This window comes from Janthinobacterium foliorum, from assembly GCF_978021625.1.
This window is the reverse complement of record NZ_CDXDQE010000001.1, coordinates 493262-516257: the sequence shown is the minus strand read 5'-3', so window position 1 is coordinate 516257 and position 22996 is coordinate 493262. Positions and strand designations below refer to the sequence as shown.

At 62.5% G+C, this 22996-nt stretch carries 20 protein-coding genes; 10 read left to right on the top strand and 10 right to left on the bottom strand.

The window, feature by feature from the left end; all coding sequences use genetic code 11:
- Positions 1–19 precede the first annotated feature (19 nt).
- From ACZ92H_RS02310 to ACZ92H_RS02300, 3 genes are read left to right on the top strand one after another with little or no spacing between them, the layout of a single operon-like run.
- Positions 20–925, top strand: coding sequence for a DUF4123 domain-containing protein (locus tag ACZ92H_RS02310; RefSeq protein WP_465048163.1), 906 nt, complete (start codon positions 20–22; stop codon positions 923–925).
- The gene (locus ACZ92H_RS02305) at positions 922–1542 is read left to right on the top strand and encodes a DUF3304 domain-containing protein (protein ID WP_465048164.1); all 621 of its coding nucleotides are present in this window, start codon (positions 922–924) and stop codon (positions 1540–1542) included. The genes ACZ92H_RS02310 and ACZ92H_RS02305 overlap by 4 nt, the downstream gene beginning before the upstream one ends.
- A complete protein-coding gene (locus ACZ92H_RS02300) occupies positions 1539–3641 on the top strand; it encodes a T6SS phospholipase effector Tle1-like catalytic domain-containing protein (protein WP_465048165.1) in 2103 nt (700 codons plus the stop codon). Before ACZ92H_RS02305 ends, ACZ92H_RS02300 begins: the two co-directional genes overlap by 4 nt.
- 49 nt (positions 3642–3690) lie before the next feature.
- Here ACZ92H_RS02300 and ACZ92H_RS02295 read toward each other — a convergent pair whose 3' ends face one another.
- Positions 3691–4545, bottom strand: a complete 855-nt coding sequence (locus ACZ92H_RS02295; RefSeq protein ID WP_034750862.1) for an SIS domain-containing protein — start codon at positions 4543–4545, stop codon at positions 3691–3693.
- A 384-nt stretch (positions 4546–4929) separates the two neighbouring features.
- Complete coding sequence (gene zwf / locus ACZ92H_RS02290; protein WP_131371286.1) at positions 4930–6402, bottom strand: glucose-6-phosphate dehydrogenase; 1473 nt, start codon at positions 6400–6402, stop codon at positions 4930–4932.
- A gap of 565 nt (positions 6403–6967) precedes the next feature.
- On the opposite strand from zwf, the gene ACZ92H_RS02285 reads away from it, so the two are divergent.
- Positions 6968–7921 (top strand): chemotaxis protein, encoded by a 954-nt coding sequence (locus ACZ92H_RS02285; RefSeq protein ID WP_131371283.1) that lies wholly within the window; start codon positions 6968–6970, stop codon positions 7919–7921.
- A 171-nt stretch (positions 7922–8092) separates the two neighbouring features.
- On the opposite strand, the gene ACZ92H_RS02280 is transcribed toward ACZ92H_RS02285, so the two are convergent.
- Positions 8093–8989 (bottom strand): SMP-30/gluconolactonase/LRE family protein, encoded by an 897-nt coding sequence (locus tag ACZ92H_RS02280; RefSeq protein WP_465048166.1) that lies wholly within the window; start codon positions 8987–8989, stop codon positions 8093–8095.
- An 8-nt stretch (positions 8990–8997) separates the two neighbouring features.
- Positions 8998–10662 carry a glucose-6-phosphate isomerase gene (gene pgi, locus ACZ92H_RS02275; RefSeq protein ID WP_465048167.1) on the bottom strand — a complete coding sequence of 555 codons (1665 nt, stop codon included), beginning with the start codon at positions 10660–10662 and terminating at the stop codon, positions 8998–9000.
- Positions 10663–10998: 336 nt separating this feature from the next.
- Between pgi and edd the strand changes: the two genes are divergently transcribed.
- The 6 genes from edd (at position 10999) to ACZ92H_RS02245 (ending at position 16965) form a co-directional block, all read left to right on the top strand.
- The gene (edd, locus tag ACZ92H_RS02270; RefSeq protein WP_465048168.1) at positions 10999–12912 is read left to right on the top strand and encodes a phosphogluconate dehydratase; all 1914 of its coding nucleotides are present in this window, start codon (positions 10999–11001) and stop codon (positions 12910–12912) included.
- Positions 12913–12915: 3 nt separating this feature from the next.
- Positions 12916–13545, top strand: a complete 630-nt coding sequence (gene eda / locus ACZ92H_RS02265) for a bifunctional 4-hydroxy-2-oxoglutarate aldolase/2-dehydro-3-deoxy-phosphogluconate aldolase (RefSeq protein WP_290607573.1) — start codon at positions 12916–12918, stop codon at positions 13543–13545.
- A 194-nt stretch (positions 13546–13739) separates the two neighbouring features.
- A complete protein-coding gene (locus ACZ92H_RS02260; RefSeq protein ID WP_131371269.1) occupies positions 13740–14261 on the top strand; it encodes a type IV secretion protein Rhs in 522 nt (173 codons plus the stop codon).
- 193 nt (positions 14262–14454) lie between these two features.
- Positions 14455–14943: a TadE/TadG family type IV pilus assembly protein gene (locus ACZ92H_RS02255; protein ID WP_465048169.1), complete on the top strand. Its 489-nt coding sequence runs from the start codon at positions 14455–14457 to the stop codon at positions 14941–14943.
- Positions 14943–15530 (top strand): TadE/TadG family type IV pilus assembly protein, encoded by a 588-nt coding sequence (locus tag ACZ92H_RS02250; RefSeq protein ID WP_465048170.1) that lies wholly within the window; start codon positions 14943–14945, stop codon positions 15528–15530. Before ACZ92H_RS02255 ends, ACZ92H_RS02250 begins: the two co-directional genes overlap by 1 nt.
- Before the next feature lie 52 nt (positions 15531–15582).
- Positions 15583–16965, top strand: a complete 1383-nt coding sequence (locus ACZ92H_RS02245) for a vWA domain-containing protein (RefSeq protein ID WP_131371260.1) — start codon at positions 15583–15585, stop codon at positions 16963–16965.
- A gap of 33 nt (positions 16966–16998) precedes the next feature.
- On the opposite strand, the gene ACZ92H_RS02240 is transcribed toward ACZ92H_RS02245, so the two are convergent.
- The 6 genes from ACZ92H_RS02240 to ACZ92H_RS02215 all read right to left on the bottom strand — a co-directional run bounded on the left by ACZ92H_RS02240 (position 16999) and on the right by ACZ92H_RS02215 (position 22959).
- A complete protein-coding gene (locus tag ACZ92H_RS02240) occupies positions 16999–17280 on the bottom strand; it encodes a hypothetical protein (protein WP_465048172.1) in 282 nt (93 codons plus the stop codon).
- 18 nt (positions 17281–17298) lie between these two features.
- A complete protein-coding gene (locus ACZ92H_RS02235; protein ID WP_465048173.1) occupies positions 17299–18144 on the bottom strand; it encodes a transposase in 846 nt (281 codons plus the stop codon).
- Positions 18145–18444: 300 nt separating this feature from the next.
- Positions 18445–19377 carry a type II secretion system F family protein gene (locus ACZ92H_RS02230; protein WP_465048174.1) on the bottom strand — a complete coding sequence of 311 codons (933 nt, stop codon included), beginning with the start codon at positions 19375–19377 and terminating at the stop codon, positions 18445–18447.
- 20 nt (positions 19378–19397) lie between these two features.
- Entirely contained in the window at positions 19398–20375 is a 978-nt protein-coding gene (locus ACZ92H_RS02225) for a type II secretion system F family protein (protein WP_465048175.1), read from the bottom strand.
- An 11-nt stretch (positions 20376–20386) separates the two neighbouring features.
- Positions 20387–21772, bottom strand: coding sequence for a TadA family conjugal transfer-associated ATPase (locus tag ACZ92H_RS02220; RefSeq protein ID WP_465048176.1), 1386 nt, complete (start codon positions 21770–21772; stop codon positions 20387–20389).
- A complete protein-coding gene (locus ACZ92H_RS02215) occupies positions 21769–22959 on the bottom strand; it encodes a CpaE/TadZ family protein (RefSeq protein ID WP_131371245.1) in 1191 nt (396 codons plus the stop codon). Before ACZ92H_RS02215 ends, ACZ92H_RS02220 begins: the two co-directional genes overlap by 4 nt.
- Between the last annotated feature and the right edge of the window lie 37 nt (positions 22960–22996).

The following is a 22996-nucleotide window of genomic DNA, read 5'->3' as shown; positions in this document are numbered from 1 at the left end:
GGAGCATGGCCAGCTGGGTATGAATATGTTTCCCTCTGACTGGAAAGTGGCATTGCACGCGCGCTTGCAGGCGTTTCGCCGCCAGTTTCCCGAGGCGCACATTTATGCGCTGGTCGATGGTGTTTTTGACGGCGCGTGCTATCCATTGCTTCGGCGCGCGCAGCATCTGCGCTATGAGGCCTTGTTTGCCGGTACGCCAGGCGCAAATGACGAGACTTTGTCCATCTCGCCGCTGCTGGTCGAGTTTTGCGATGCAGGTCGTTTTACTTGGGAAAAGCTTCTCGAAAAAACCAATGGTCATCCGGCGCTTAGTCTGATTGTCACGCCGGAGCCGTTGAAGCAACTGGCGGCCCGCCTGGCGCCATGGTGCATCGTCGATGCCGCGGACTACACGGTGGCTTTGTCGTTCGCCGATACCCGCATTTTGCCGCAGCTTTTCAACACGCTGACGGCGCAGCAGTTGGGCCAGTTTTGCGGGCCGGCACACCATTGGCAATATGTCACGCGCAAAGGCGACTGGGGTGTTTTGCGCTTGCCTGACAGGGCGTTTCCGGTGGCGGCTGGCATCTCGTTAAGCGAACAGCAATGCGCGCAACTGATGCGCGCGGCGGAAGGCGACAGTATCCTGTTCCGGGTGCGCGCGACCAGTCCGCGCCTGTTAACGCCGCATACCGCCGAGCAAGCCCATGCCCTGGTCGAATATTGGCTCGCTTGTGCCGATCATGCACGGATCGAGGCGGCGCCAGATCGATTCGACGTCTGCATATTTGGCCTCGATAACCCGGGTCTGGAGGCACGGCCGCAACTTGCGTCCTGGCTTGCGGAACCTGCGCGGGCGCAGACGCCGGCCGCACTGTTTGCACTATGGATGACGGCGCAATCCTCGGTCGACGTGCCGGCGTTGCCGGTGGCGGCAAGGTCATGACCATCTTCCTCAAGCCATGGCTGCGGCGTGGCCTCTTGCTGGCCGCATGCCTGCCAAGTATCGCCATGGCCGCGAGCATCCAGTCGCTGAATTACTCGTCGCGCGAAGTCAATTACATCGCCGTTGAAAACCCGGGCAATACCAACAGCGGGGGCGGTGGCGATGCGATCGGTCCCTACAATCAGGGCGGCACCATATGCTGTTTCAGCGTGCCGGAAAAGTGGCATGCGGACTTGAAAGTGGTGGTGGCCTATCAGTTTTACCCGGACCCGACCGTGCATCGCGAGACGGTCAGCATTCCGCCGTATCCGAACGGCAAGGCAGGCGATATCTGGCTGATCGTTTATGAAGATGGCAGCGTGGGTGCCGTGGTGTCGCATTACGGTCCTAGCTTGCCGGAGTGGCCGGGGAAAATCAAGGGGTATCCGGTACCGACGAAAGAGTATGGCGACGAACGCCGCAGGCAGAAATTGAAGAGGGAAAAAGCCAGCTTGCTTACGCTGGAAAGGGGGTTGTTGCTTAGGGGGAATTCTTTGTCAGATGAAAAGGTCAATGAAATTCAAGAAGCCATTGAGTTTCAGAAAAAAGTCATCCAAAGTTTGGAAGGAAATCCATGACTGCTTTTTTAGCCGAAAGCTATTCAGTTGATAAAAAGAATCCGTCTGACAGAGATGGATTTTTTGATGAGGTCGATGAGTTGCCAAAGATTTTTAAGTTTATTAAAGATCGAGAGTGCCCACTTCCAGGTTTCCCTCCAGCATGTGACGTCAATCTGTTTTTCGGCTTCTTTTTCGATGGCACCAACAATAATATGAAGCGGGATGTGCCATTTCACTCGCACAGCAACGTGGCGCGCTTGTATCAAGCATTTCCTGGCGGGAAAGATACGCACGGCAGTGAGGCATGGCCGGATCTGGAGACTAAATACCACAAGAGTTACTTTCGCACCTACGTTCCCGGAGTGGGCACGCGGTTCGACGAGGTTGGCGATACGGGGGAGGGATTTAGCGCTCTCACCAGCGACCGGGCGCGCGGCCTGGCCTTCGCCTACAAGGGCGAAAACCGCATCATCTGGGCATTGGTGGAAGCACTCAATAATGTGCACCGCTATTATACCGATGTGCCCCTGGTGGATGAGCAGACGTTTAAGCAGGAATTCAATAGGCTCAATTTGCCCGGCAAGGTACAGCCTTCACCGGCGCTGGTGAAGGCGTTTACGCAAGCCTTGCAACAGTTGCACAGCAATTTACGGCCATTCGTGCCCACCGATGCGCCGGCGAAAAGCGTCAATAAAGGCAAGGTGCTCAATATCTTCGTGTCGATGTTCGGTTTCTCGCGTGGCGCGGCCGAGGCGCGCTCGTTTGCCAACTGGTTTATCTGGTTATGCCAGCTGGATGCGCAACTGACTGCCAGCAAGGGTGTCAAGGCGCGCCAGTTAAGTATTGGCAGCATCGAGGTGACGTTCGACTTCATGGGCCTGTTCGATACCGTCGCTTCGGTTGGCCTGGCGGCTTCCGCCCCCATCCTGAACGTGGTAGTGGACGGACATGGCGGCTGGGCCGACACGGAAGTGTCGCTCAGAATACCCACCTCGCCGGGGCCAAGCAAGTGCCTGCATCTGGTGTCGGCGCATGAAGTGCGCCGGTCTTTCCCCTTGGACTCCGTTGCTCACCTGGGCAATATCCCCCCTAATTGCCAGGAAATTGTCTTTCCTGGAGTGCACTCGGACATCGGTGGCGGCTATTTGCCGCAGGAACAGGGACGCGGCACCGATCCAAGCGGAGGCGACTTGATGTCGCGCATTACCTTGGCCACGATGTACCGGGCTGCGCGCCTGGCCGGGGTGCCGCTGAAGCTGGAAGAGGCCAGTGAAGCGACGCAACGGGCCTTTCGCATCGATCCGCGCACAATAGCCACTTTCAACGCGTATATCGGCTTTTGCCATGCGCAGCAAGGAGCGCAACCATCATTGCGGCTGCACAGGGTCATGGAGTTCCAGCACATGCTGTACATACAGTGGCGCAAGAAAGTGCTAGGCAAGATGGGAGATTTGCCGAATGTCAAGAATTTGGCAAGCAGCTATAAAAGCGGGAAATTCGACTATACCGATCTCACGATGGCGGACAAAGAGCTTGAGGAAGAGGTGGCGAGCTTTGAGAAGTGGCGCGCCGGCCGGCGCACGGCCAGCAGCAGAGGGCAGCCCCGTAATCCCGAATGGGAACCTATCGCCGAATTCTGGGACAAACCGGCGCTGCCTGCCGAAGTAAACAACTTTTTTGAACAGTTCGTGCACGATTCGCGCGCATGGTTCAAGCCGCTGGGGAAAGACATCCCCGATTTGTGGTATGCGCTGGAATTGCTCGTGGCCCAGGAAGAGCGGGCCCGTGACTGGGAAAATGGTCCGGATGCAGACCCTGGCAGGCCCAATCCGTATAGCTTGAGCAAGAAGGAAAAAGAGCAATTGCTGCGATACAAGGCCGTCAAGGGTACGGAAAATGAAATGGATGCGATCGAGCCGGACAAGACCGGGCGCGAGAGCCGGCTCATGGGCGGCGGCTATTTGCGTTTTCGGCGGATTTACATGGGATCGGACAGCTTCAAGCCCCTGGGCGCTCAGTATGCGGGCATGCTGCCTGTCATGCGCCAGGAACAGCGCGGCATGGCAATCGCCCATCGCGGATCAGCCGATGCGGCGGAGCCGGCGAAGACGGTGTAAATCAAGTCAATGAAGGGAGGGGCTCCAGCGAAGCTGGAGCCGATGGGAGTCAGCCGATGAAGGAGTCGAACTGCATGTCGAATTCCTGCAGCGCCTTTTGCGCGTTCTGCATCTTTTTGCGGAATTCCGGTCCCCGTTGCAGGGCCAGGCCCACGGCCAGCACGTCAATCACCACCAGGTAGGCCAGGCGCGCCGAGATCGGCGTGTAGGGGTCGGTGTTGAAGACCAGGTCAATGGGGATCAGCACGGTGGCCAGGTCGGCCAGCGGCGTGCCCGACGGGGCCAGCACGACGACGTCGGCGCCGCCGCGGCGCGCCAGTTTCACGGAGCGCACGAGGGCGGGGCTGTTGCCGCGCTGCGAAATGGCCACCAGGCAGTCGCCGCCGCGCAGCAGGGCCGCCGCGATGCTGTGGATGTTCGGGTCGCTGTAGGCCACCGTCGGCACGCCGGAGCGGAAGAATTTGTGCTGCGCGTCGGCCGCCACGATGCCGGACGTGCCCTGGCCATAGAATTCGATCTTGCTGGCGCGCGACAGGATATCGAGCGCGCGCTGGATGGCTTCCGGGTTCAGGTTGTTGCGCAGGTCGAGCAGGGTATTGATCGAGCGGCTGCAGATTTTATTCACCAGGTCGGCCGCGAGGTCGTCCTGCGCCGGCTGCTCGTTCGCGCCGGGCATGGCCAGGGCCAGGCCCTGCGCCAGCTTGAGCTTGAATTCATGCCAGCCGTCGTAGCCGAGGGTGCGGCAAAAGCGCACCACGGTCGGTTCCGACACCTGCGCGCTCTTCGCCAGCGCCGTGATGTTCTGGCTGACCGTCTGGTTGGGCTGGTCAAGCACGGCCAGCGCGACCTTCTTCTCCGACTTGGAGAGCGAATCGAGCTGGGTGCGGATGGAGTCAAGTAGCATTGATTAATCTTCTATCGGTAACGCTGTTAAGTGCGCGTCCTTTTCACCCCAGCGGCAAACTGCCGGGGGCGGACCCTCAGTCTCCGACCCCGGTATTTTCGCTGTTCGGGGTAAGCGCCAAATGCTCCTGGGGGCTTAGCGCAACGGCCACGCCTTGCAAGGCACGGCTCCTTGCGCTGCCAAACTAGTCTTCAGGCAGGGGTGGAGCAGGGGTTTCGCGGAGCACCGCTCCACGCCTGCGTAACGGTCTGGCCTTGCAAGGCCAGACTCCTTGCGCTTCCAAACTAGTCTTCAGGCAGGGGTGGAGCAGGGGTTTCGTGGAGCACCGCTCCACGCCTGCGTAACGGTCTGGCCTTGCAAGGCCAGACTCCTTGCGCTTCCAAACTAGTCTTCAGGAAGCGCTTCTTCACGCCACTGCAAGCCATCGCGGCCGATCAGGGCGCTGGCCGCGGCCGGGCCCCAGGTGCCGGCCGTGTAGGGAATCGGCGCGCTGTCGTTCTGTTCCCAGTTGTCGAGGATAGGCTCGACCCATTCCCAGGCCGCTTCGAGTTCGTCGCCGCGCATGAACAGGGTCAGCTGGCCGCGCAGGACGTCGAGCAGCAATCGCTCGTAGGCATCCATGCGCGGCGTCTTGAACGATTCGCGGAAATCGAGTTCCAGTTCCGCCGGCTTCAGGCGCATGCCGTCGCCCGGGGTTTTCGCCATCAGGTTCATGCGCAGGCCTTCATCGGGCTGCAAGCGGATCACCAGGCAGTTCGGCTGGAAGCTGGAGGTCGGCTGGTTGAAGATCGAGTGCGGGATCTGCTTGAAGCGCACGACGATCTCGGCCAGGCTGTCGGCCATGCGCTTGCCCGTGCGCAGGTAGAACGGTACGCCGGCCCAGCGCCAGGTGTCGATTTCCGCCTTCAGCGCAACGAAGGTCTCGGTGCGCGAATGTTCGGGCGCGTCCGGCTCGTCGCGGTAGCTCGGCACGGTGACGCCGTCCACGTGGCCGGCGCGGTACTGGCCGCGCACGATGTTTTGCGCCAGGGTGGTGGGCGTGAATTTTTTCAGCGAACGCAGCACTTGCAGCTTTTCATCGCGCACGGCATCGGGCGCGATCGAGGTCGGCGGTTCCATGGCGACGATGCACAGCAGTTGCAGCAAATGGTTTTGCAGCATGTCGCGCAGCGCGCCCGAGGTGTCGTAGTAGCCCATGCGGTTGCCCACGCCCAGTTTCTCGGCGATGGTGATTTGCACGTCGGAAATCCATTCGCGGCGCCACAGCGGTTCGAACAGCACGTTGCCGAAGCGCAGGGCCAGCAAGTTCTGCACGGTTTCCTTGCCCAGGTAGTGGTCGATGCGGTAGATCTGCGATTCCTGGAATACCTTGCCCACCTCGGCATTGATCTGCTTGGCGCTGGCCAGGTCGCGGCCCAGCGGTTTTTCCAGTACCACGCGCGAGTTCGGCGTGACCAGGCCATTTTCTTCCAGGTTGTCGCAGATCAGCGCAAACAGGTGCGGCGGCGTTGCCAGGTAGTACACGCGCGTCAGGTCGGCGCCGTCGCGCAGCGCTTCGACCAGCGGAGCGTAGGTCTTGGCATCGCTGGCATTGAGCGACACATACACGATGCGCGCGCAAAAGCGGCTCCACGTGGCCGCGTTCAGGGTGCTGGCCTTGATGTGCGGGCGGGCATTGCTTTCCACCATTTTCAGGAACGCTTCCTGGCCGCTGTCCTGGCGGCCGACGCAGATGATGCGCGCCGTCGGCGGCAGGTCGTTCGCGACGTCGCGCGCATACATGGCAGGCAGCAATTTGCGCATTGCTAAATCGCCGCTGCCGCCAAACAGGACCAGGTCAAAATCGGTAAGAGCCATAAGTGTGAGTGTCGTCGCAAAAGTAAAAGAGCCGGAGCGGGGAGGAGGCCGACCGGAAGTGCCAGTCTGTCGCTACTTGAAATCGTGGTGTAAATTTACTACGTAGAAGTGGCAATTGCAAGAAATTTTACTACATTCGTGCCGCTTGCGTGGGGCTTTTGCCATGCCTGCCTGTGCGGCGATCCTGTGCCGCCATTATATGCCCATCGCCGCTGCCGGGGCGCGGCCATGATTGTGGCGCGGCTTTGCAAAGCAACCATGGTTGCTGGGGAAAATTCCCCTGCATTGCGGGACGATTTGCGCTGTAGCAACAAGCAAGTCAAGAAATGCAGCCAGGATGGCCTTTGGCGGCGTAAAGTAGCTTTGCGGAAAGTAAAAAACCGTATAATTCAGACTCGAATCAATAGCAACTATTGGTTGTATGAACTCGCACGATCACACTACTGCACCGTTAGCGCCGGCCATGCCCCGAACCCGCCTCCCGACGCCCATGCGGCATGCAGTCAGCCTGGCCCGCATCGCGGCTAGGCAGACTTAACTTTACAAGACGGCTCAAGGGGACACAATGAATTCAATGCAGCAAGATGTCGATGAACGCACCAGCCTGACAGGCAATAACAAATTTGAACTGTTCCTGTTCAAGCTGGGCACCAGCGATCATTCGACCAGCCGCGAACTATTCGGCATCAATGTGTTCAAAGTACGGGAGATCATGGAAATGCCGGCGATTACGGCAGTAGCCGGTTCGCACCCGCACATGCTGGGCGTGGTCAATATCCGCGGCCAGATCGTGCCCGTGATCGACTTGCCGATGGCGGTCGGCTGCAAGAGCAATGGCTTGAAGATCCTGATGGTGACGGAATTTGCCCGCTCGACGCAGGCGTTTGCCGTGGAAGAGGTCGATGAAATCGTGCGCCTGGAATGGAACCAGGTGCTGTCGGCCGAATCGAGCGTCGGTGGCGGTCTCGTTACCAGCATCGCGCGCCTCGATGGCGACACGGACAAGACGCGCCTGGCGCAAGTGCTGGACGTAGAGCAGATCCTGCGCAACGTGCTGCCGTCGGGTGACCCGGACGTGGACGAGAACAGCATCGGCCCGCAGGTACGCCTGCCGGCCGGCGCCGTGATCCTGGCGGCGGACGATTCCTCGCTGGCCCGTTCGCTGATCGAAAAGGGCCTGGAAGCGATGGGCGTGCCCTTCATCATGACCAAGACGGGCAAGGAAGCGTGGGAGCGCCTGCAAGCCATTTCCAGCCAGGCCGCGGCCGAAGGCAAGACGGCCAAGGACAAGGTGGCGCTCGTGCTGACGGACCTGGAAATGCCGGAAATGGATGGCTTTACCCTGACGCGCAACATCAAGAACGATGGCCGCTTCGCCACGATTCCCGTGGTGATCCACTCGTCCCTGACGGGCTCGACCAACGAAGACCACGTCAAGGGCGTGGGCGCCGATGGCTATGTGGCCAAGTTCGTGGCGGCGGAACTGGCGGAAACGATACGCAAGGTGCTGGCGCGGTAAGCTGAAGCAACCGTAGGTCGGATTAGCGGCGTACGCCGCGTAATCCGACGCCACCATGGCCCACACTGTTGTCGGATTACGCGGGGCCTTGCCCCGCCAATCCGACCTACGTGAGCGTAAAAAAAGCGCCGGACCCTCGCGGGTTGCGGCGCTTTTTTATGCTTGCAACGATTACGCCTGGTACGGCGTTTCCGGCTGGCCGGCCACGTCCACGCGCACGGACAGCACGTGGCCGCTCAAAGGGTAGGCGGCAATTTCCGCGTTTGACCTGTTGTGGCTGGCGCTGGTGATGTACAGGGTGCGCAGGTCCGGGCCGCCAAAGGTGACCATGGTGGGGCAGCGCACGGGCACGGCGATTTCGCCCAGCAGATGGCCGTCCGGGGCGAAGCGCAGGATCTTGCCGCCTTCAAACATGGCTGCCCAGTAATTGCCTTCGCTGTCGACGGCCGCGCCATCGGGGCGTCCGCCGTAATCCAACGCCTTCTTGTCCATGGAAAAACGCTGGAACGGTTGCGGTTCAGAAATAGCCCCCGTGGCCGCATCGAAATCGAAGCGGTCGATGCGGTGCGTGGTGGTGTCCGAGTGGTACATGGTGCGCTTGTCCGGGGAAAAGCCCAGGCCGTTCGAGACCGTCATGCCGCCCGACCACACCTTGCGCACTTGCCCCTTTTCCAGCACGAACATTTCCGCCGCGTCAGCGCTGCGCGGCTCGAAGATGGTGCCGACCCAGAAGCGGCCGGCCGGATCGACCTTGCCATCGTTGAAGCGCGTGGTGGCCATGTCGAATGGCGCCGGGGCAATTTCCGCCAGGCTGCCTGTCTTCGTGTCGAGGTGGGCAAAGCCGCTGCGCAAGGCCACGATCAGCCCGCCGCCCGCGTTGATGGCCAGGGCCGACGGTTCCGTCGGCATGTTCCATTGCTCGTGCTTGCCGCTGGCCGGGTGCAGCTTGTGCACGGCGCGGCCATCGATATCGACCCAGTACAGGGCCGCTTCCTTGCCATGCCACAGCGGGCATTCGCCCACTTGCATGGCCTTGTCGCTGACTACCTTGATTTCGTAAATATTCATCTATCTCCTTAGTACGCCGCCTTGGCTGCGCGCGCCAGCGCGATCAAGCCGTTGGTCGAGCTGTCGTGGTGGTCGGGACGGGCTTCGCCCGTCAGTTCGGCCTGGATTTTCTTCGCCAGCACCTTGCCCAGCTCCACGCCCCACTGGTCGAAACTATTGACGTTCCACAAGACGCCCTGCACGAAGGTCTTGTGTTCGTACAGCGCGATCAGGGCGCCCAGGGTGGTCGGGGTCAGCTGGTCCATCAGGATGGTGTTGCTGGGGCGGTTGCCGGGGAAAGTCTTGTGCGGCACCAGGGCCTCGATCTCGCTGTCCGGCAAGCCTTGCGCCTGCAAATCAAGACGCACTTCCTCGCCCGTCTTGCCCGTCATGAACGCTTCCGACTGGGCAAAGCAGTTGGCCAGCAGGGCGTCGTGGTGGCCCGGCAAGTCGTGCGTGGCGCGCAGGGCGGCAATGAAGTCGATGGGCGTGATGTCGGTGCCCTGGTGCAGCAGCTGGAAATATGCATGCTGCGCATTCGTGCCGCAGTCGCCCCAGATGACGGGGCCGGTCGGCACGTCGACGGGCACGCCATCCTTGGTGACGCCCTTGCCGTTGCTCTCCATGTCCAGCTGTTGCAAATAGGCGGCAAAGCGGCTCAGGTCCTGGTGATACGGGGCGATGGAGACGGAGCCGCAGTCGAGGAACTGGCGGTTCCAGAAACCCACCATGGCCAGCACCACGGGCATGTTCTGTTCCAGCGGGGCCTGGCGGAAGTGCTGGTCCATCGCATGCGCGCCGGCGAGGAAATCGCTGAAGTATTCGAAGCCCACGGACAGGGCCACGGCCAGGCCGATCGAGGACCAGACGGAGTAACGGCCGCCGACCCAGTCCCAGAACGGGAACATGTTGTCCGGGGAAATGCCGAAGTCGACGATCGCCTGCGTATTCGTCGAGACGGCCACGAAGTGTTGCGCCAGGTCTTTTTCTTCGCCTTCGAGCAGGAACCAGGCGCGTGCCGTGTTGGCGTTGAGCATGGTTTCCGCGGTCACAAAGGTTTTGGACGCGACGATGAACAGGGTGGTTTCCGGGTCGACTTTCGACAAGGTTGCTTCCATGTCATGGCCGTCAACGTTGGACACGAAGTGCATTTCCAGGCCCGGGTTGGCGTAGGAGCGCAGGGCCAGGCAAGCCATTTTCGGGCCCAGGTCCGAGCCGCCGATGCCGATGTTGACGATGTCGCAGATCGGTTTGCCCGTATAGCCGAGCCAGCTGCCATTGCGCACCTTATCCGTGAAGGCTTTCACGCGCTGCAGCACATCTTGCACATCGGCATCGATATCCTGGCCATCGACCACCAGCGGCGTGCCGCGCGGCGCGCGCAAGGCCGTATGCAGAACGGCGCGATGTTCGGTAAGATTGATTTTCTCGCCAGTGAACATGGCTTCGCGCTGCGCTTCCACGCCGCGTTCTCGGGCCAGGTCCATCAGCAGCGCCAGGGCGGTGGCGTCGATCCGGTTCTTCGAGTAATCGAGCAGCAGGCCGGCCGCGTCCACCGTCATGCTGGTAAAGCGGGCAGGGTCGGCTGCGAACAACTGGCGCAGATGGACTTCGCGCAGGCTGGCGCTGTGCGCTTGCAGGGACTGGAAACTGGCGGTGGCGGTGATGGCAGGAGTAGATGCTGGCTGGCGCATGGCGGTCGGCTTGGGTGCTTGTCTCGGTTGAAAGGAGCGCGGCGCGTTCGGCGTGGCGAACAGCGGTTCCGGCGTTGATACGAGAATAATACATCAGAAAAACGTAATTTCACTACAGTTTGTGATGTGAGACCGCTTTTGTTGTGCTTTTTTTAGCAATTTCGTCGGTGGTATATAAGAGGTGGCCTGGCGGGTGCTGATACGCGATATTGCCGGGGTTTGCTTTGAGAAGCCGCAATCCGTGGCTTATTTGTGTTGTCGGGCCCTGCAAGAGTGCTTCTTCTCCGCCATTTTGTAGTAAAATTTCACGAAATACTCATTTTTAAGGAAATTCATATGGCGCTGCATCCAGTAGTCGAATCCGTAACAGCGCGCATCATCGCGCGCAGCCGGCCATCGCGCGGCGCCTATCTGGCGCATCTGGATGCGGCCCGCATCCAGGGCGTGCAGCGCGGCGCCCTGTCGTGTACCAACCTGGCGCACGGCTTTGCCGCTTTCCCCGCCAACGACAAGCTGTCGCTGAAAGAATACAAGAAGCCATCCGTGGCCATCGTGTCCTCGTACAACGACATGCTGTCGGCGCACCAGCCGTTCGAAGGCTTTCCGCAGATCATCAAGCAAGCCGTGCGCGAAGTGGGCGCCGTGGCCCAGTTCGCCGGCGGCGTGCCGGCCATGTGTGATGGCGTGACGCAAGGCCAGCCGGGCATGGAACTGTCGCTGTTCTCGCGCGACACCATCGCCATGTCGACGGCCGTGGCGCTGTCGCACAATATGTTCGACGCCGCCCTGTACCTGGGCGTGTGCGACAAGATCGTGCCGGGCCTCTTGATCGGCGCGCTGCACTTCGGTCACTTGCCCGCCGTGTTCGTGCCGGCCGGTCCGATGACATCGGGCCTGTCGAACCAGGAAAAAGCCAAGGTGCGCCAGTTGTACGCGCAAGGCAAGGCCACGCGCGAAGACTTGCTCGAAGGCGAATCGAAAGCCTACCACGGCGCCGGCACCTGTACTTTCTACGGTACCGCCAACAGCAACCAGATGCTGATGGAAGTGATGGGCCTGCACCTGCCGGGCGCCGCCTTCATCACGCCGAACACGCCGCTGCGCGATGCGCTCACCAAGGCCGCCGCCCAGCGCGCCGCCGCCATCACGGCGCAAAGCGCCAGCTATTTGCCAGTCGGCCATATCGTCGACGAGAAATGTATCGTCAACGCCGTCGTCGGCTTGCTGGCCACGGGCGGCTCCACCAACCACACCTTGCACCTGGTGGCGATCGCCAAGGCGGCCGGCATCGTCATCGACTGGAACGATTTCAACGAACTGTCGGCCATCGTGCCGATGCTCACGCGCATCTACCCGAACGGCGACGCCGACGTGAACCATTTCCACGCGGCCGGCGGCACGGGCTACCTGATCCGCGAATTGCTGGACGCGGGCCTGCTGCACGAGGACGTCAACACCATCCTCGGCCACGGCTTGCGCGCGCACTGCCTGGAACCGTTCCTCGGCGAAGACGGCAAGGTCTTCTGGAAAGATGCGCCACTCGCCAGCGCCGACGACAACGTCTTGCGTCCCGCCTCGAATCCGTTCGCGCCGGATGGCGGCATGGTGCTGGTGGCGGGCAACCTGGGCCGCGCCGTGATGAAAGTGTCGGCCGTCAAGCCGCAACACCGCACGGTGGAAGCGCCGGCGCTGGTCTTCAATTCGCAGGAAGATTTCATGGCCGCCTACAAGGCGGGATCGCTGGACCGCGACTTCGTTGCCGTGCTGCGCTTCCAGGGTCCGCGCGCCAACGGCATGCCGGAACTGCATGCGCTGACGCCGGCGCTGGCCAACCTGCAGGACGCGGGCCGCCACGTGGCGCTGGTCACGGACGGCCGCATGTCGGGCGCGTCGGGCAAGGTGCCGGCGGCCATCCACGTATCGCCTGAAATCCTCGCCGGCGGCCCGCTGGGCCTGGTGCGCGACGGCGACATCATCCGTCTCGACGCCTTCAGCGGCGTGCTGGAGGCGCTGGTGCCGGCCGACGTCTGGCACGCCCGTTCGCTGGTGCAGGCCGATTTGTCGCCTAACCACATCGGCATGGGCCGCGAGCTGTTTTCCATGTTCCGTTCCACCGTCAGCGCGGCGGAAGAGGGTGCCACCACCTTCGGCCTGCCGTCGCCGATTCCCACCACCGTCGCCTTGCACGATGCCGACAATGTCGGCGATACTGTGCCCGGTTCCGATGAAGACTTTTTGGCTAGGAAATAAGAGATGACCATGACACTACTGGAAATTATGCGCACCTCGAGCGTGATCCCCGTGATCGCGATCGACGACCCTGATCATGCCGTGCCGCTGGCGCGCGCGCTGGTGGCGGGCGGCATCCGCGTGCTGGAAGTAACCTTGCGCACGAAACACGGCCTGGAAGCGATCCGCGCCATGTCGGCAGTGCCGGGCGCCATCGTTGGCGTGGGCACGCTGACGCGTCCCGAGGAATTTGCCCAGGCGCGCGATGCGGGCGCCGTGTTCGGCGTCTCGCCAGGCCTGACGTCGGCCCTGGTGGCGGCGGCGAAAAGCAGCGGCCTGCCGTTGCTGCCGGGCGTGATGACGCCGGGCGAAGTGATGGCGGCGCGTGAAAACGGCTTCCAGCAGCTGAAACTGTTCCCGGCCGTGCCGGCGGGCGGCATCGGCATGCTCAACGCCATCTACGGCCCGCTGCCGGACGTGACGTTCTGCCCGACGGGCGGCATCTCGCAAGAGACGGCGTCGCAGTTCCTGGCGCTGAAGAACGTCGCCTGCGTGGGCGGCTCGTGGCTGACGCCGAAAGACGCGATCGCGGCCGGCAACTGGGACCGCATCACGGAAATCGCCAAGGCCGCCAGCGGCCTGCGCTCGGCGTAAGCGTACCTGACCTAAGCTGCTGCGCGTCGCGCTTTGCGGCCTGCGATGCTCACCGTGCCTTCGCATAATTGTGCTTCTTGGGCACAAGGGGGCGCCGAGCCTCGCTGCCGCTCGCCACGCTTCTGTCAGGTACTTGCAGTTATAGTATTCGGCAAGCTTTCATGCTTGCCGTTTCTTTCTTCCGACGGAGTGCCATGCGCATCTTGCGCCGCCCCCTGACCATCGGCGAAACCGCCATGGCCCGCAGCGTCTTTCGCGACGCCATCGACTACGCGCGCGTGCGCGTGGTGCGCGGCTCCTTTCTGCCGTTTGGCTTGCAGGACCAGAACACGGCGATGACGCCGCGCGGCAATCTGCACTTCATGCCGGCCCAGTACCGCGACGATTTTTCCCGCGAAGGCAATGGCGGCAAGCTGTTCTTCATCCATGAGATGGTGCACGTGTGGCAATACCAGCTCGGCTACGGCGTGCTGCTGCATGGCGCGCTGCTGGCCTTGCGCGGCGGCTACATCAAACAACGCGCCTACCGCTACGATGCGCAGGCCGGCGGCGTCCTGTCCGACTTCAACATGGAGCAGCAGGGCGACATCATCGCCCACTACTTCGGCGCGCGCCAGCTGGGCATTCCTGCCTACGTGGCGAAGCTGCCGCAGCTGCAGGAGATCCTGCAACGCTTCCTGCTCGACCCCGCCGACCGCAACTTGCTGCCGCGCTAATTTCATTTCCTCCGCTCACATTCGGGCGCCTCTCTTTCAGCTGCATTCTGACCTTGACATCCGGCTCTGCATTACCTAAATTAAATTATACAAAGAACAATTTGTTTGTTGTAAATGCAAGCTCGGCGCGAGACCGAGAGCAATCTGTCCAAGCGAGTAAATCATGCAGACTAGAAACAGCTGTAGGGGAAAGTTGCGTCTGAAAAATCCGCCGCGCGGCGCGGCGCTGGTGGAATTTGCCTTGATCGCCCCCATCCTTTTTTTCCTCATCGCCATGATCATGGAGCTGGGGGTGATGTTCTGGGTCAACCTGACGATGCAATACGCCGTGCGCGAGGGGGCCCGCTATTCCATCACGGGACAGAACAATCTCGATCCCGCCAGCGCCAACAAGCAGCGCTATGAGGCGGTGCTGCAAAAGATCAATGACAGTTCCCTGGGCCTGTATGCCATGGTCAGTCCCGTGGTGGTGGTTAACGGCGTCTCGCAAGCGCCTTCCGCATACAACAACAATATGTTCGGCGCGGCCGGCGACATCGTCGTGCTGCAGGTCAATTGCACCTGGCCCGTCATCACGCCCGCATGGCGGCTGATGGCCTTGCTTAATCCCAAAACTTCCACCAGTGCGCCGGGCCAGTATGCCTTCAGCGTCGCCGCCACCATGCGTAACGAGGCCTTCTGATGACTCCACCGACCCTCTCCAAACGCGCACGCCGCCAGCAGGGCGTCGCTGCCGTGGAATTTGCCCTGGTCCTGCCTTTCCTGCTGATGATGGCCGTGCCTGTATTCGACCTGGCGCGCATCGTGCAAGGCGACATGATCCTCACCAACCTGAGCCGCGAAGGCGCCAACCTGGCGTCACGTTCCTCGCAAGACCCGCAAACCATCATGACGGCGCTGGCGATGACGACCCCGCCGCTGGACATGGCCGCCAATGGCAGCATTTATATCAGCAAGATCATGGGCAATGGCCCGGGCAAGCAAAACGTCATCCTCGAGCATTACCGTTGGACCAAGGGTTTGCAGCAGGCCAGCAAGGTGTGGAGCTGCGGCAGCTGGGCCAGCGATGGCACGGGCAAGTGCACCAGCATTCCCAGCGCGGGATCGCCCATCAACGACGCCATGAGCAACCAGCTGGCCAATGGCGAGGTCATTTATGTCGTCGAGAGCCTGTATCACGCCAACATCCTGTTTGCCGGCATGAGCCTGGGCTTTGGCGCGCAAACGCCTCAGCTCAGCGGCGACCTGTACGCCAAGACCATCTTTTAAACACCGAGTCATCAATGGCGCAGGCCAGCGTGCCCGCGCGGGGGAGAACATCATGCAAAGCAAACGCCGGCAAACAGGCAGGCAAAAAGGGCAGGTGCTGATCGTCATCGGCCTGTCGATGGTGGTGCTGATCGGCGCGGTGGGCCTGGCCATCGATTCCGGCCTCGGCTTCATCGTGCGCTCCAAGCTGAACGCGGCAGTCGACGCGGCCAGCATCGCCGCCGCGCGCGCCGTCACGCAGGGCGTGGGCGAGGCGGCGCAGCGGGCCAGCGCCCAGGCGGCGGCGCAGAAATTTTTTGCCGTGAATTTCCCGAACGGTTACCTGGGGGCCACCCCCACCTTCAACAATCCCACGGTGACGTTTGACGCCGGCAAGGTGACGGTCGACGCGGCGGCCACGGCGGCGGTACCCGTGACTTTGATGCGCGTGCTGGGTTTCAATTTGCTGACGGTCAGCGCGGCGGCGCAAACCATCCGCAAGGACCTGGACCTGGCTTTCGTGATGGATACGTCAGGCTCGCTGGCACCCGTCGGTTCCACCGTGATCAGCAGCGCCCAGCTGTTTCTCAACAAGTTCAATCCCGCGCTGGACCGCATGGCCCTGATCCATTTTTCCTATGGCGCCCAGGTCGATACGCCGATCAATACGGTAGCGCGCGGTTTCGACCAGGCTGGGATGAACAAGATCATCGGCAAATACTCGTTCGACGGCTTGACGAATTCGGCCGAAGGCATGTGGAACGGGCGCGACCAGCTCAACAGCATCGCCCTGGCCAACCGTTCCAGCCTGCGCGTCATCGTCTTCTTTTCCGACGGCTCGCCGAATACCATTTCCTCCGTCTTCAAGTTCAAGACGCCGGCCGACTGCACCACCCCCGGCTCGCTGGTGACGGGCGACGGCACGAGCACGGGCACGCCTGCGGGACTGTGGCTGATCGACAAGCAGGGCACGACGGCCGCCGGCAAGTGCAACCAGGGGTCGAACATCGTCAAGAACCTCGATGCGGCCGCCTTGCCGCAGTGGTATAACGCGCACAATCCGACGAACTTGCCGGCCTTGCAGGAATTCCCCATCATCACGGCCACGCCGCGCTCCGTCACCAACGATACCAGCAGCAATTCGGCCACCTGGATCAATGTCAACCGCGCTTCGCGCAACCTGCTCGAAGCGGTGGCCGCCAAGGCCCGCGCCGAAGGCATGTATGTGTTCACCCTGGGACTGGGCAGCGAGCTGACGAACGCGAACGGCCCCGCGCCCAGCGACAAGGGCGAGGATATCCTCAAGTGCATGGCCAACACCCCGGATGCGCTGTCGCGCTGCGTGAAGGCCGGCGCCGGCCAGCCCGTCGGCATCTACTGTCACGCCGCCAATTCCGATGAATTGAAACCGTGCTTCGAGAAACTGGCGTCGGCGATTTTGCGTATCAGTATGTAGGGTCAGGTCTGCCATTCAGACACGAACTCATCCCTAGTTAATGCTGTTCTCAAACGCGCACAGCGCCCGGCTGACCGTTCTGGTCGACACGCCAAAAGCGACGGCTATTTGCGGCATGGTATAGGCTGTTGAGAGATAGGCGCGTGCCATGGCCTCGTCCCTGTTCGCATAGGTGCTGCGATATGTTGCCAGCGGCAGCGCCACCGCTCGTCGCTCGGCCATCACCGTTTCCCTGAGTTCGCTTGAGCGTTGTGACTGCTGCTGCGCTGCAAGGAACTCTTCACTGCCCAGAGTATGTAGGGTCAGGTCTGCCATTCAGACACGAACTCATCCCTAGCTAATGCTGTTCTCAAACGCGCACAGCGCCCGGCTGACCGTTCTGGTCGACACGCCAAAAGCGACGGCTATTTGCGGCATGGTATAGGCTGTTGAGAGATAGGCGCGTGCCATGGCCTCGTCCCTGTTCGCATAGGTGCTGCGATATGTTGCCAGCGGCAGCGCCACCGCTCGTCGCTCGGCCATCACCGTTTCCCTGAGTTCGCTTGAGCGTTGTGACTGCTGCTGTGCTGCAACGAACTCTTCACTGCCCAGCAGAACTTGATGGCGGATATGGGCAAGCGGGCTTGGCGCGCCTATGCCGGCAAGCACGAAACGACAATATGCAGCCACGGCGTCATTGCGCTTGGCGCCGAACTGCCGCAGGAGCCAGTCCGTTTCTAGCCAGCAAGGAGGCGCGGCCTCGCCGATGTAGTAATGATGGCTGCTCCAGTGCCAGGCAGCAGGCGAGGACACCATGCGCGCGCGGATGGGATTGAGGACGATATAGCGGATCAGCGCCAGCAGATAGTTCTCCTTCTGCACTAAAATCGCCTTGTATCGCCCCTGGAAAAGGTGTCCGACCAGGCAGTGCCGGCGGTTGAAGCGTTGGCTGTAAATGCCGTTGAGCTGGCGCATGCCTTGCGAAAGATTCGCCTCGGCCGTCTCCAGCAGCAGATGATAGTGGTTGGTCATCTGGCAAAAACCATGCACGACAAAGCGGTGCCGCTGGCAGACCATGCCGAGCACGTGCAGCCAGGCGGTGCGGTCGGTATCGTCGCGATAAATTTCCTTGCGGCGATCGCCTCGTGCAGTCACGTGATAGAGGGCGCCGGCAAATGCGAGGCGGAGAGGTCGCGTCATGCGGACAACGATAATCCATCAGCACCCGAGCATGCTGCGTTTGCTCAGATGTCGTGCATGGGCGGCCTATTGCACAGCTGAGAGCGTGTCTGAATGGCAGACCTGACCCTCCCCTCCTATAGAGGGCGCCGGCAAATTCGAGGCGGAGAGGTCGCGTCATGCGGACAACGATAATCCATCAGCACCCGAGAATGCTGCGTTTGCTCAGATGTCGTGCATGGGCGACCTATTGCACAGCTGAGAGCGTGTCTGAATGGCAGACCTGACCCTCCCTTATTTCTCCCTTATTTCCTCCCTTACTTAGTTGCCGCCAGCCATCCCCGGCAGCAGCACGCGGTAGATTTGCAGGAAGGCGGGGCCCATGAGCACCACCAGCAGCGATGGGAAGATGAAGAAGATCAGGGGGAACAGCAGCTTCAGGGCAATCTTCGCCGCCTGTTCTTCCGCCAGCTGGCGCCGCTTGGTGCGCAGCTGGTCCGACTGCACGCGCAAGGATGCGGCGATGCTGGTGCCGAAGCGCTCGGCCTGGATCAGCATGGCGACCAGGGCGTCGACATCTTCCACGCCCGTGCGCAGGGCCAGGTTGCGCAAGGCCCGTTCCTTTGAATTGCCGGCGCGCAGCTCCAGGGTCAGCAAGTGCAGTTCCTCGGCCAGCACGGCGCTTTTCAGGGTGATCTCGGCAGCCACGCGCGCCAGCGCCGCATCCATGGCCAGGCCCGCTTCCACGCACACCGTCATCAGGTCCAGCGCGTCGGGAAAGCTTTCAAAGATTTCGCGCTGGCGCAAGCGGATGCGGCGGTTCAGCCAGGCGTTCGGCAAATAGTAACCGATGCCGGCGGCCAGCAGCAGCCACAGCAGCCACAGCGTGCCGTTGTAATGCACGCCGGCCACGCTCAGGCCCAGGAACACCAGTACGGGCAAGCCCACGGCGAGGGCCGTCTTGGCGCCGAAATACAGCAGTGGCGCGGAAGGGTGGCGCAAGCCGGCGTGCATGAAGCGCAAACGGGTTTTCGAGGTTTCCCAGCCTTCCTCGGGCAGCGACAGGCGCGCCAGCGGTCCGCTCAGCTTGACGAAGTGCGTCAGCCACTGGCGCGCGCCACCGGGTGCGGCCGCGCCCACGCTGTCGAGGCGATGGCGCAGCGGATCGGGCAAGGCGACGAGCAGCAGGCACATGGCGCCGGCAAAGACGGCGACAAACAGCAGGCCGAGAAATGCCATTTGCAAGGTAGTCATGATGTGTTCCCCTCAAAAAATCAGACGCGGATATGAATCACCTTGCGCATCACGCAGATGCCGATCAGCATCAGCAGCAGGGCGCCGCCCAGCATCTTCTGGCCGCCGGGATCGCGGTACAGCAATTCCAGGAAAGTGGGATTGGTCAGCTGGATCATGGCGGCCGCGCCAAACGGCAGCAGTGCCAGGATCCATGCCGACAGGCGCGCCTCGGCCGACAGCACGCGTACCTGGCCCAGCAGCTTGATGCGTTCGCGGATGATGTGGCTGATGCTGTCGAGCAGCTCGGACAGGTTGCCGCCCGTCTCGCGCTGTATCAGCACGGCAATGACGAAATAGCGCACGTCCGTGCTGGGCACGCGCGTGGCCAGGTTCATCAGCGCGTCCGGCATGGCGATGCCGAAATTGACTTCGTCGAAGGCGATGCGAAATTCGTCTGCCAGCGGCGCGTTCATTTCGTCGCCGACCATTTTCAGGGCCGTGGGAAAGGCATGGCCGGCGCGCAGGGCGCGGCTCATCAGTTCCAGCGCGTCCGGCAATTGCTGGCCGATGCGCTGCAGGCGGCGCGCCTTGGCGCGCTCGATGTAGTACAGGGGCAGCAGCGCGAAGGCTGCCGCCACCGGCAGGCGCAGCAGCCAGGGCAGGTCGAACAGGCTGGCGCCCACCAGGCCGACGAGGAAGGCCAGCAGCACCAGCATGCCCCACTGCGCCACGCTCCAGGTCAGGCCCGACTGTTCCAGCAGGCGGTCCAGCGCATGCACGCGCGGCACTTCCAGCAGCAGCTTCTGCAGCGCCGGCGTATCGCTGAGCAGGCGCTGCTTGATCATCGACGTATTCTGCTCGCCCGCGTGGGCGCCGGCCGACATCACGCGCAGGCGCCGCGCCACCCGTTCCGATTCCGGCCCCCGCACATTGTTCCAGCTCTGGTACAGGCCCGTGACAAGCAGCACCACCGCGAGGAAGACGAGAGCCCCGAAGACGTAATAACTGATGTCCATGGCGCGGCTCCTCAATGGTATTGGCGGTTGGGATCGAACAGGCTTTCCGGCACGATCACGCCGAACGAGCGCAGCCGGTCGAGGAAGCGGGGCCGCACGCCGCTGGCCTGGAAGTGCCCCGTGACGGCGCCGTCCTGCGCCACGCCCGTCTGGCGAAACGTGAAGATTTCCTGCATGGTGATCATCTCGCCTTCCATGCCCGTGATTTCCTGGATCGACACCACCTTGCGCTTGCCGTCCGTCAGGCGCGCCACCTGCACCACCACGCCGATGGCCGCGCTGATCTGCTGGCGCATGGCCTTGCCCGGCAACATGGAAGCGGCCATGCTGATCATGTTTTCCAGCCGCGTCAGCGCATCGCGCGGCGTGTTGGCGTGGATGGTGGCCATCGAGCCTTCATGGCCCGTGTTCATGGCCTGCAGCATGTCGAGCGCCTCGGCGCCGCGCACCTCGCCCAGGATGATGCGGTCGGGCCGCATGCGCAGGGCATTGCGCACCAGGGCGCGCTGCGTCACCTCGCCCTTGCCCTCGATGTTGGCGGGCCGTGTTTCCAGGCGCACCACGTGCGGCTGCTGCATCTGCAGTTCGGCCGCATCCTCGATGGTGACGATGCGCTCGGTGCCGCTGATGAAGCCGGAAATCGCATTGAGCATGGTGGTCTTGCCGCTGCCCGTGCCGCCCGAGATCAGGATGTTGATCTTGGCCTTGCCCAGGCCTTGCAGGATCTGCGCCATTTCCACCGTCAGGCTGTGGTGCTCGACCAGGTCGGCCAGGCGCAGCGGCTGGGCCGAAAAGCGCCGGATCGACATCACGGGACCGTCGATGGCCAGCGGCGGGATGATGGCGTTGACGCGCGAACCATCGGGCAGGCGCGCGTCGACCATGGGGCTCGATTCATCGATGCGGCGGCCCACGCGCGAGACGATCTTGTCGATGATCTTCATCAGGTGCGCATCGTCGGTGAAGCGGATGTTGCTCAGTTCGAGCTGGCCATGGCGCTCGACATACACCTGGCGGTGCGTGTTGACGAGGATGTCGGACACCGTCGGGTCGTTCAGCAGCGGTTCGAGCGGGCCGAAGCCCAGCACTTCATCCTGGATGTCGCGCACCAGGGTGCGCCGTTCCAGGTCGTTGATGACGACGCTGTCTTCTTCCAGCAGCCGCCCGACGAGGATTTTCAGGTCGTCGCGGATCTGCTCCTGCGACAGGCGCTGCATGCCTTCCAGGTCGATGCGGTCGAGCAGCGACTGGTGCACGTGCTGCTTGAGTTCCTGGTAGGCGGGATTGTCGATGCTGCCGCCGCGCGCGGCGCCGAACCCCGCGCCGGCATTCGCGGCAGGGACGCTGCCCAGGCGTTCGCGCAGGCTGGGGCCGGCGCCATTGATGTCGATGCTCATGCTGTTTCCCCTCGAAGATGGATGGGCCGGCTGCGCTGGAACAGGCGTGACAACAGGCCGGGCGTGCCGGCCGCGCGCGTGCCGCCCAGCTTGTGCGCGCACTCCTGCAAGGACTTGGCCAGCGGGCTGCCGGGCGCCAGCTTCAGCACGGGCACGCCCTGGTTGACGGAGGCCGCCGCCGCCGCGTAATGGTTCGGCATGGCGTGGAAGATGCGCTGGCCGTACGCCGCTTCCAGGTCGCGCCCGCGGATTTCATCGGCGCCCGCATGGCGGTTCAGGATCAGGTGGATCTTGCTGGCCGGGTATTCCAGGGTCTGGAACACTTGCAGCAGCCGCTTGCCGTCGCGGATGTAGGGCAGGGTCGCCTGCACCACGGGGCAGATCATGTCGGCATGGTCGAGCGCGCGCACGCTGACGGCGTCGAGTCCGCGGCCCGTGTCGAGCACGACGAAATCGTATTCGTGGCGCGCCAGGTGCAGCAGCAGGTCGATGTGTTCGGGCTTGATGTCGCCCGCATGGCCAGGATCTTCGGGCGCGGCCAGGACGCTGAAGTGCGGCGTCACCTGCACCATGCTGGCGGCCAGGAACGAGGCGTCGAGACGGTGGATCTGCTGCGCCACGTGCGACAGCGTGGCGGCCGGCTTCTGGTCCGAAAGGAACAGCGCCGCGTCGCCGAACTGCAGGTTCAGGTCGAACAGGGCCACGCGCTGCTTGCCTTGCGCCAGCGCATACGCCAGGTTGGCGGCAAGGAAGGTGGCGCCGCTGCCGCCCTTGCACGAGACGAAGGCGATGACCTTGCCGTCGCGCCGCACGTGGCGCGCGCTCTTGTCTTCCAGGCGCTGCAGCGCCGCGTTCAGGGCCGCGCCGCTGTCGGCCTGCGGCAGCACCTCGCGCACGCCCGCGCGCATCGCCTGCAGCAGGAAGTCGCTGCCCTGGTGCTGGCATTGCAGGATGATGGCCATGGCGGGCTGGCGGCTGGCCAGGCGCTCGATGCGCGCCAGGTCGGCATCGTCGATGACGGCTTGCGCCAGCAGCAGCACGTCGGGCGCGGCCATCTCGGCCGTGCCGGCCAGGCGTTCCAGGCTGCCGACGGCGCTGTCGATGTCGTCGCCCGCTTGGCGCTCGCGCAACAGCGCCGCCATCGCGGCCAGTTGTTTTTCGTTACTCGAGATAATGAAGATTTTCACGGCAGGCTCCGGCAGTGACTGGGATGGGGGCGTGGCG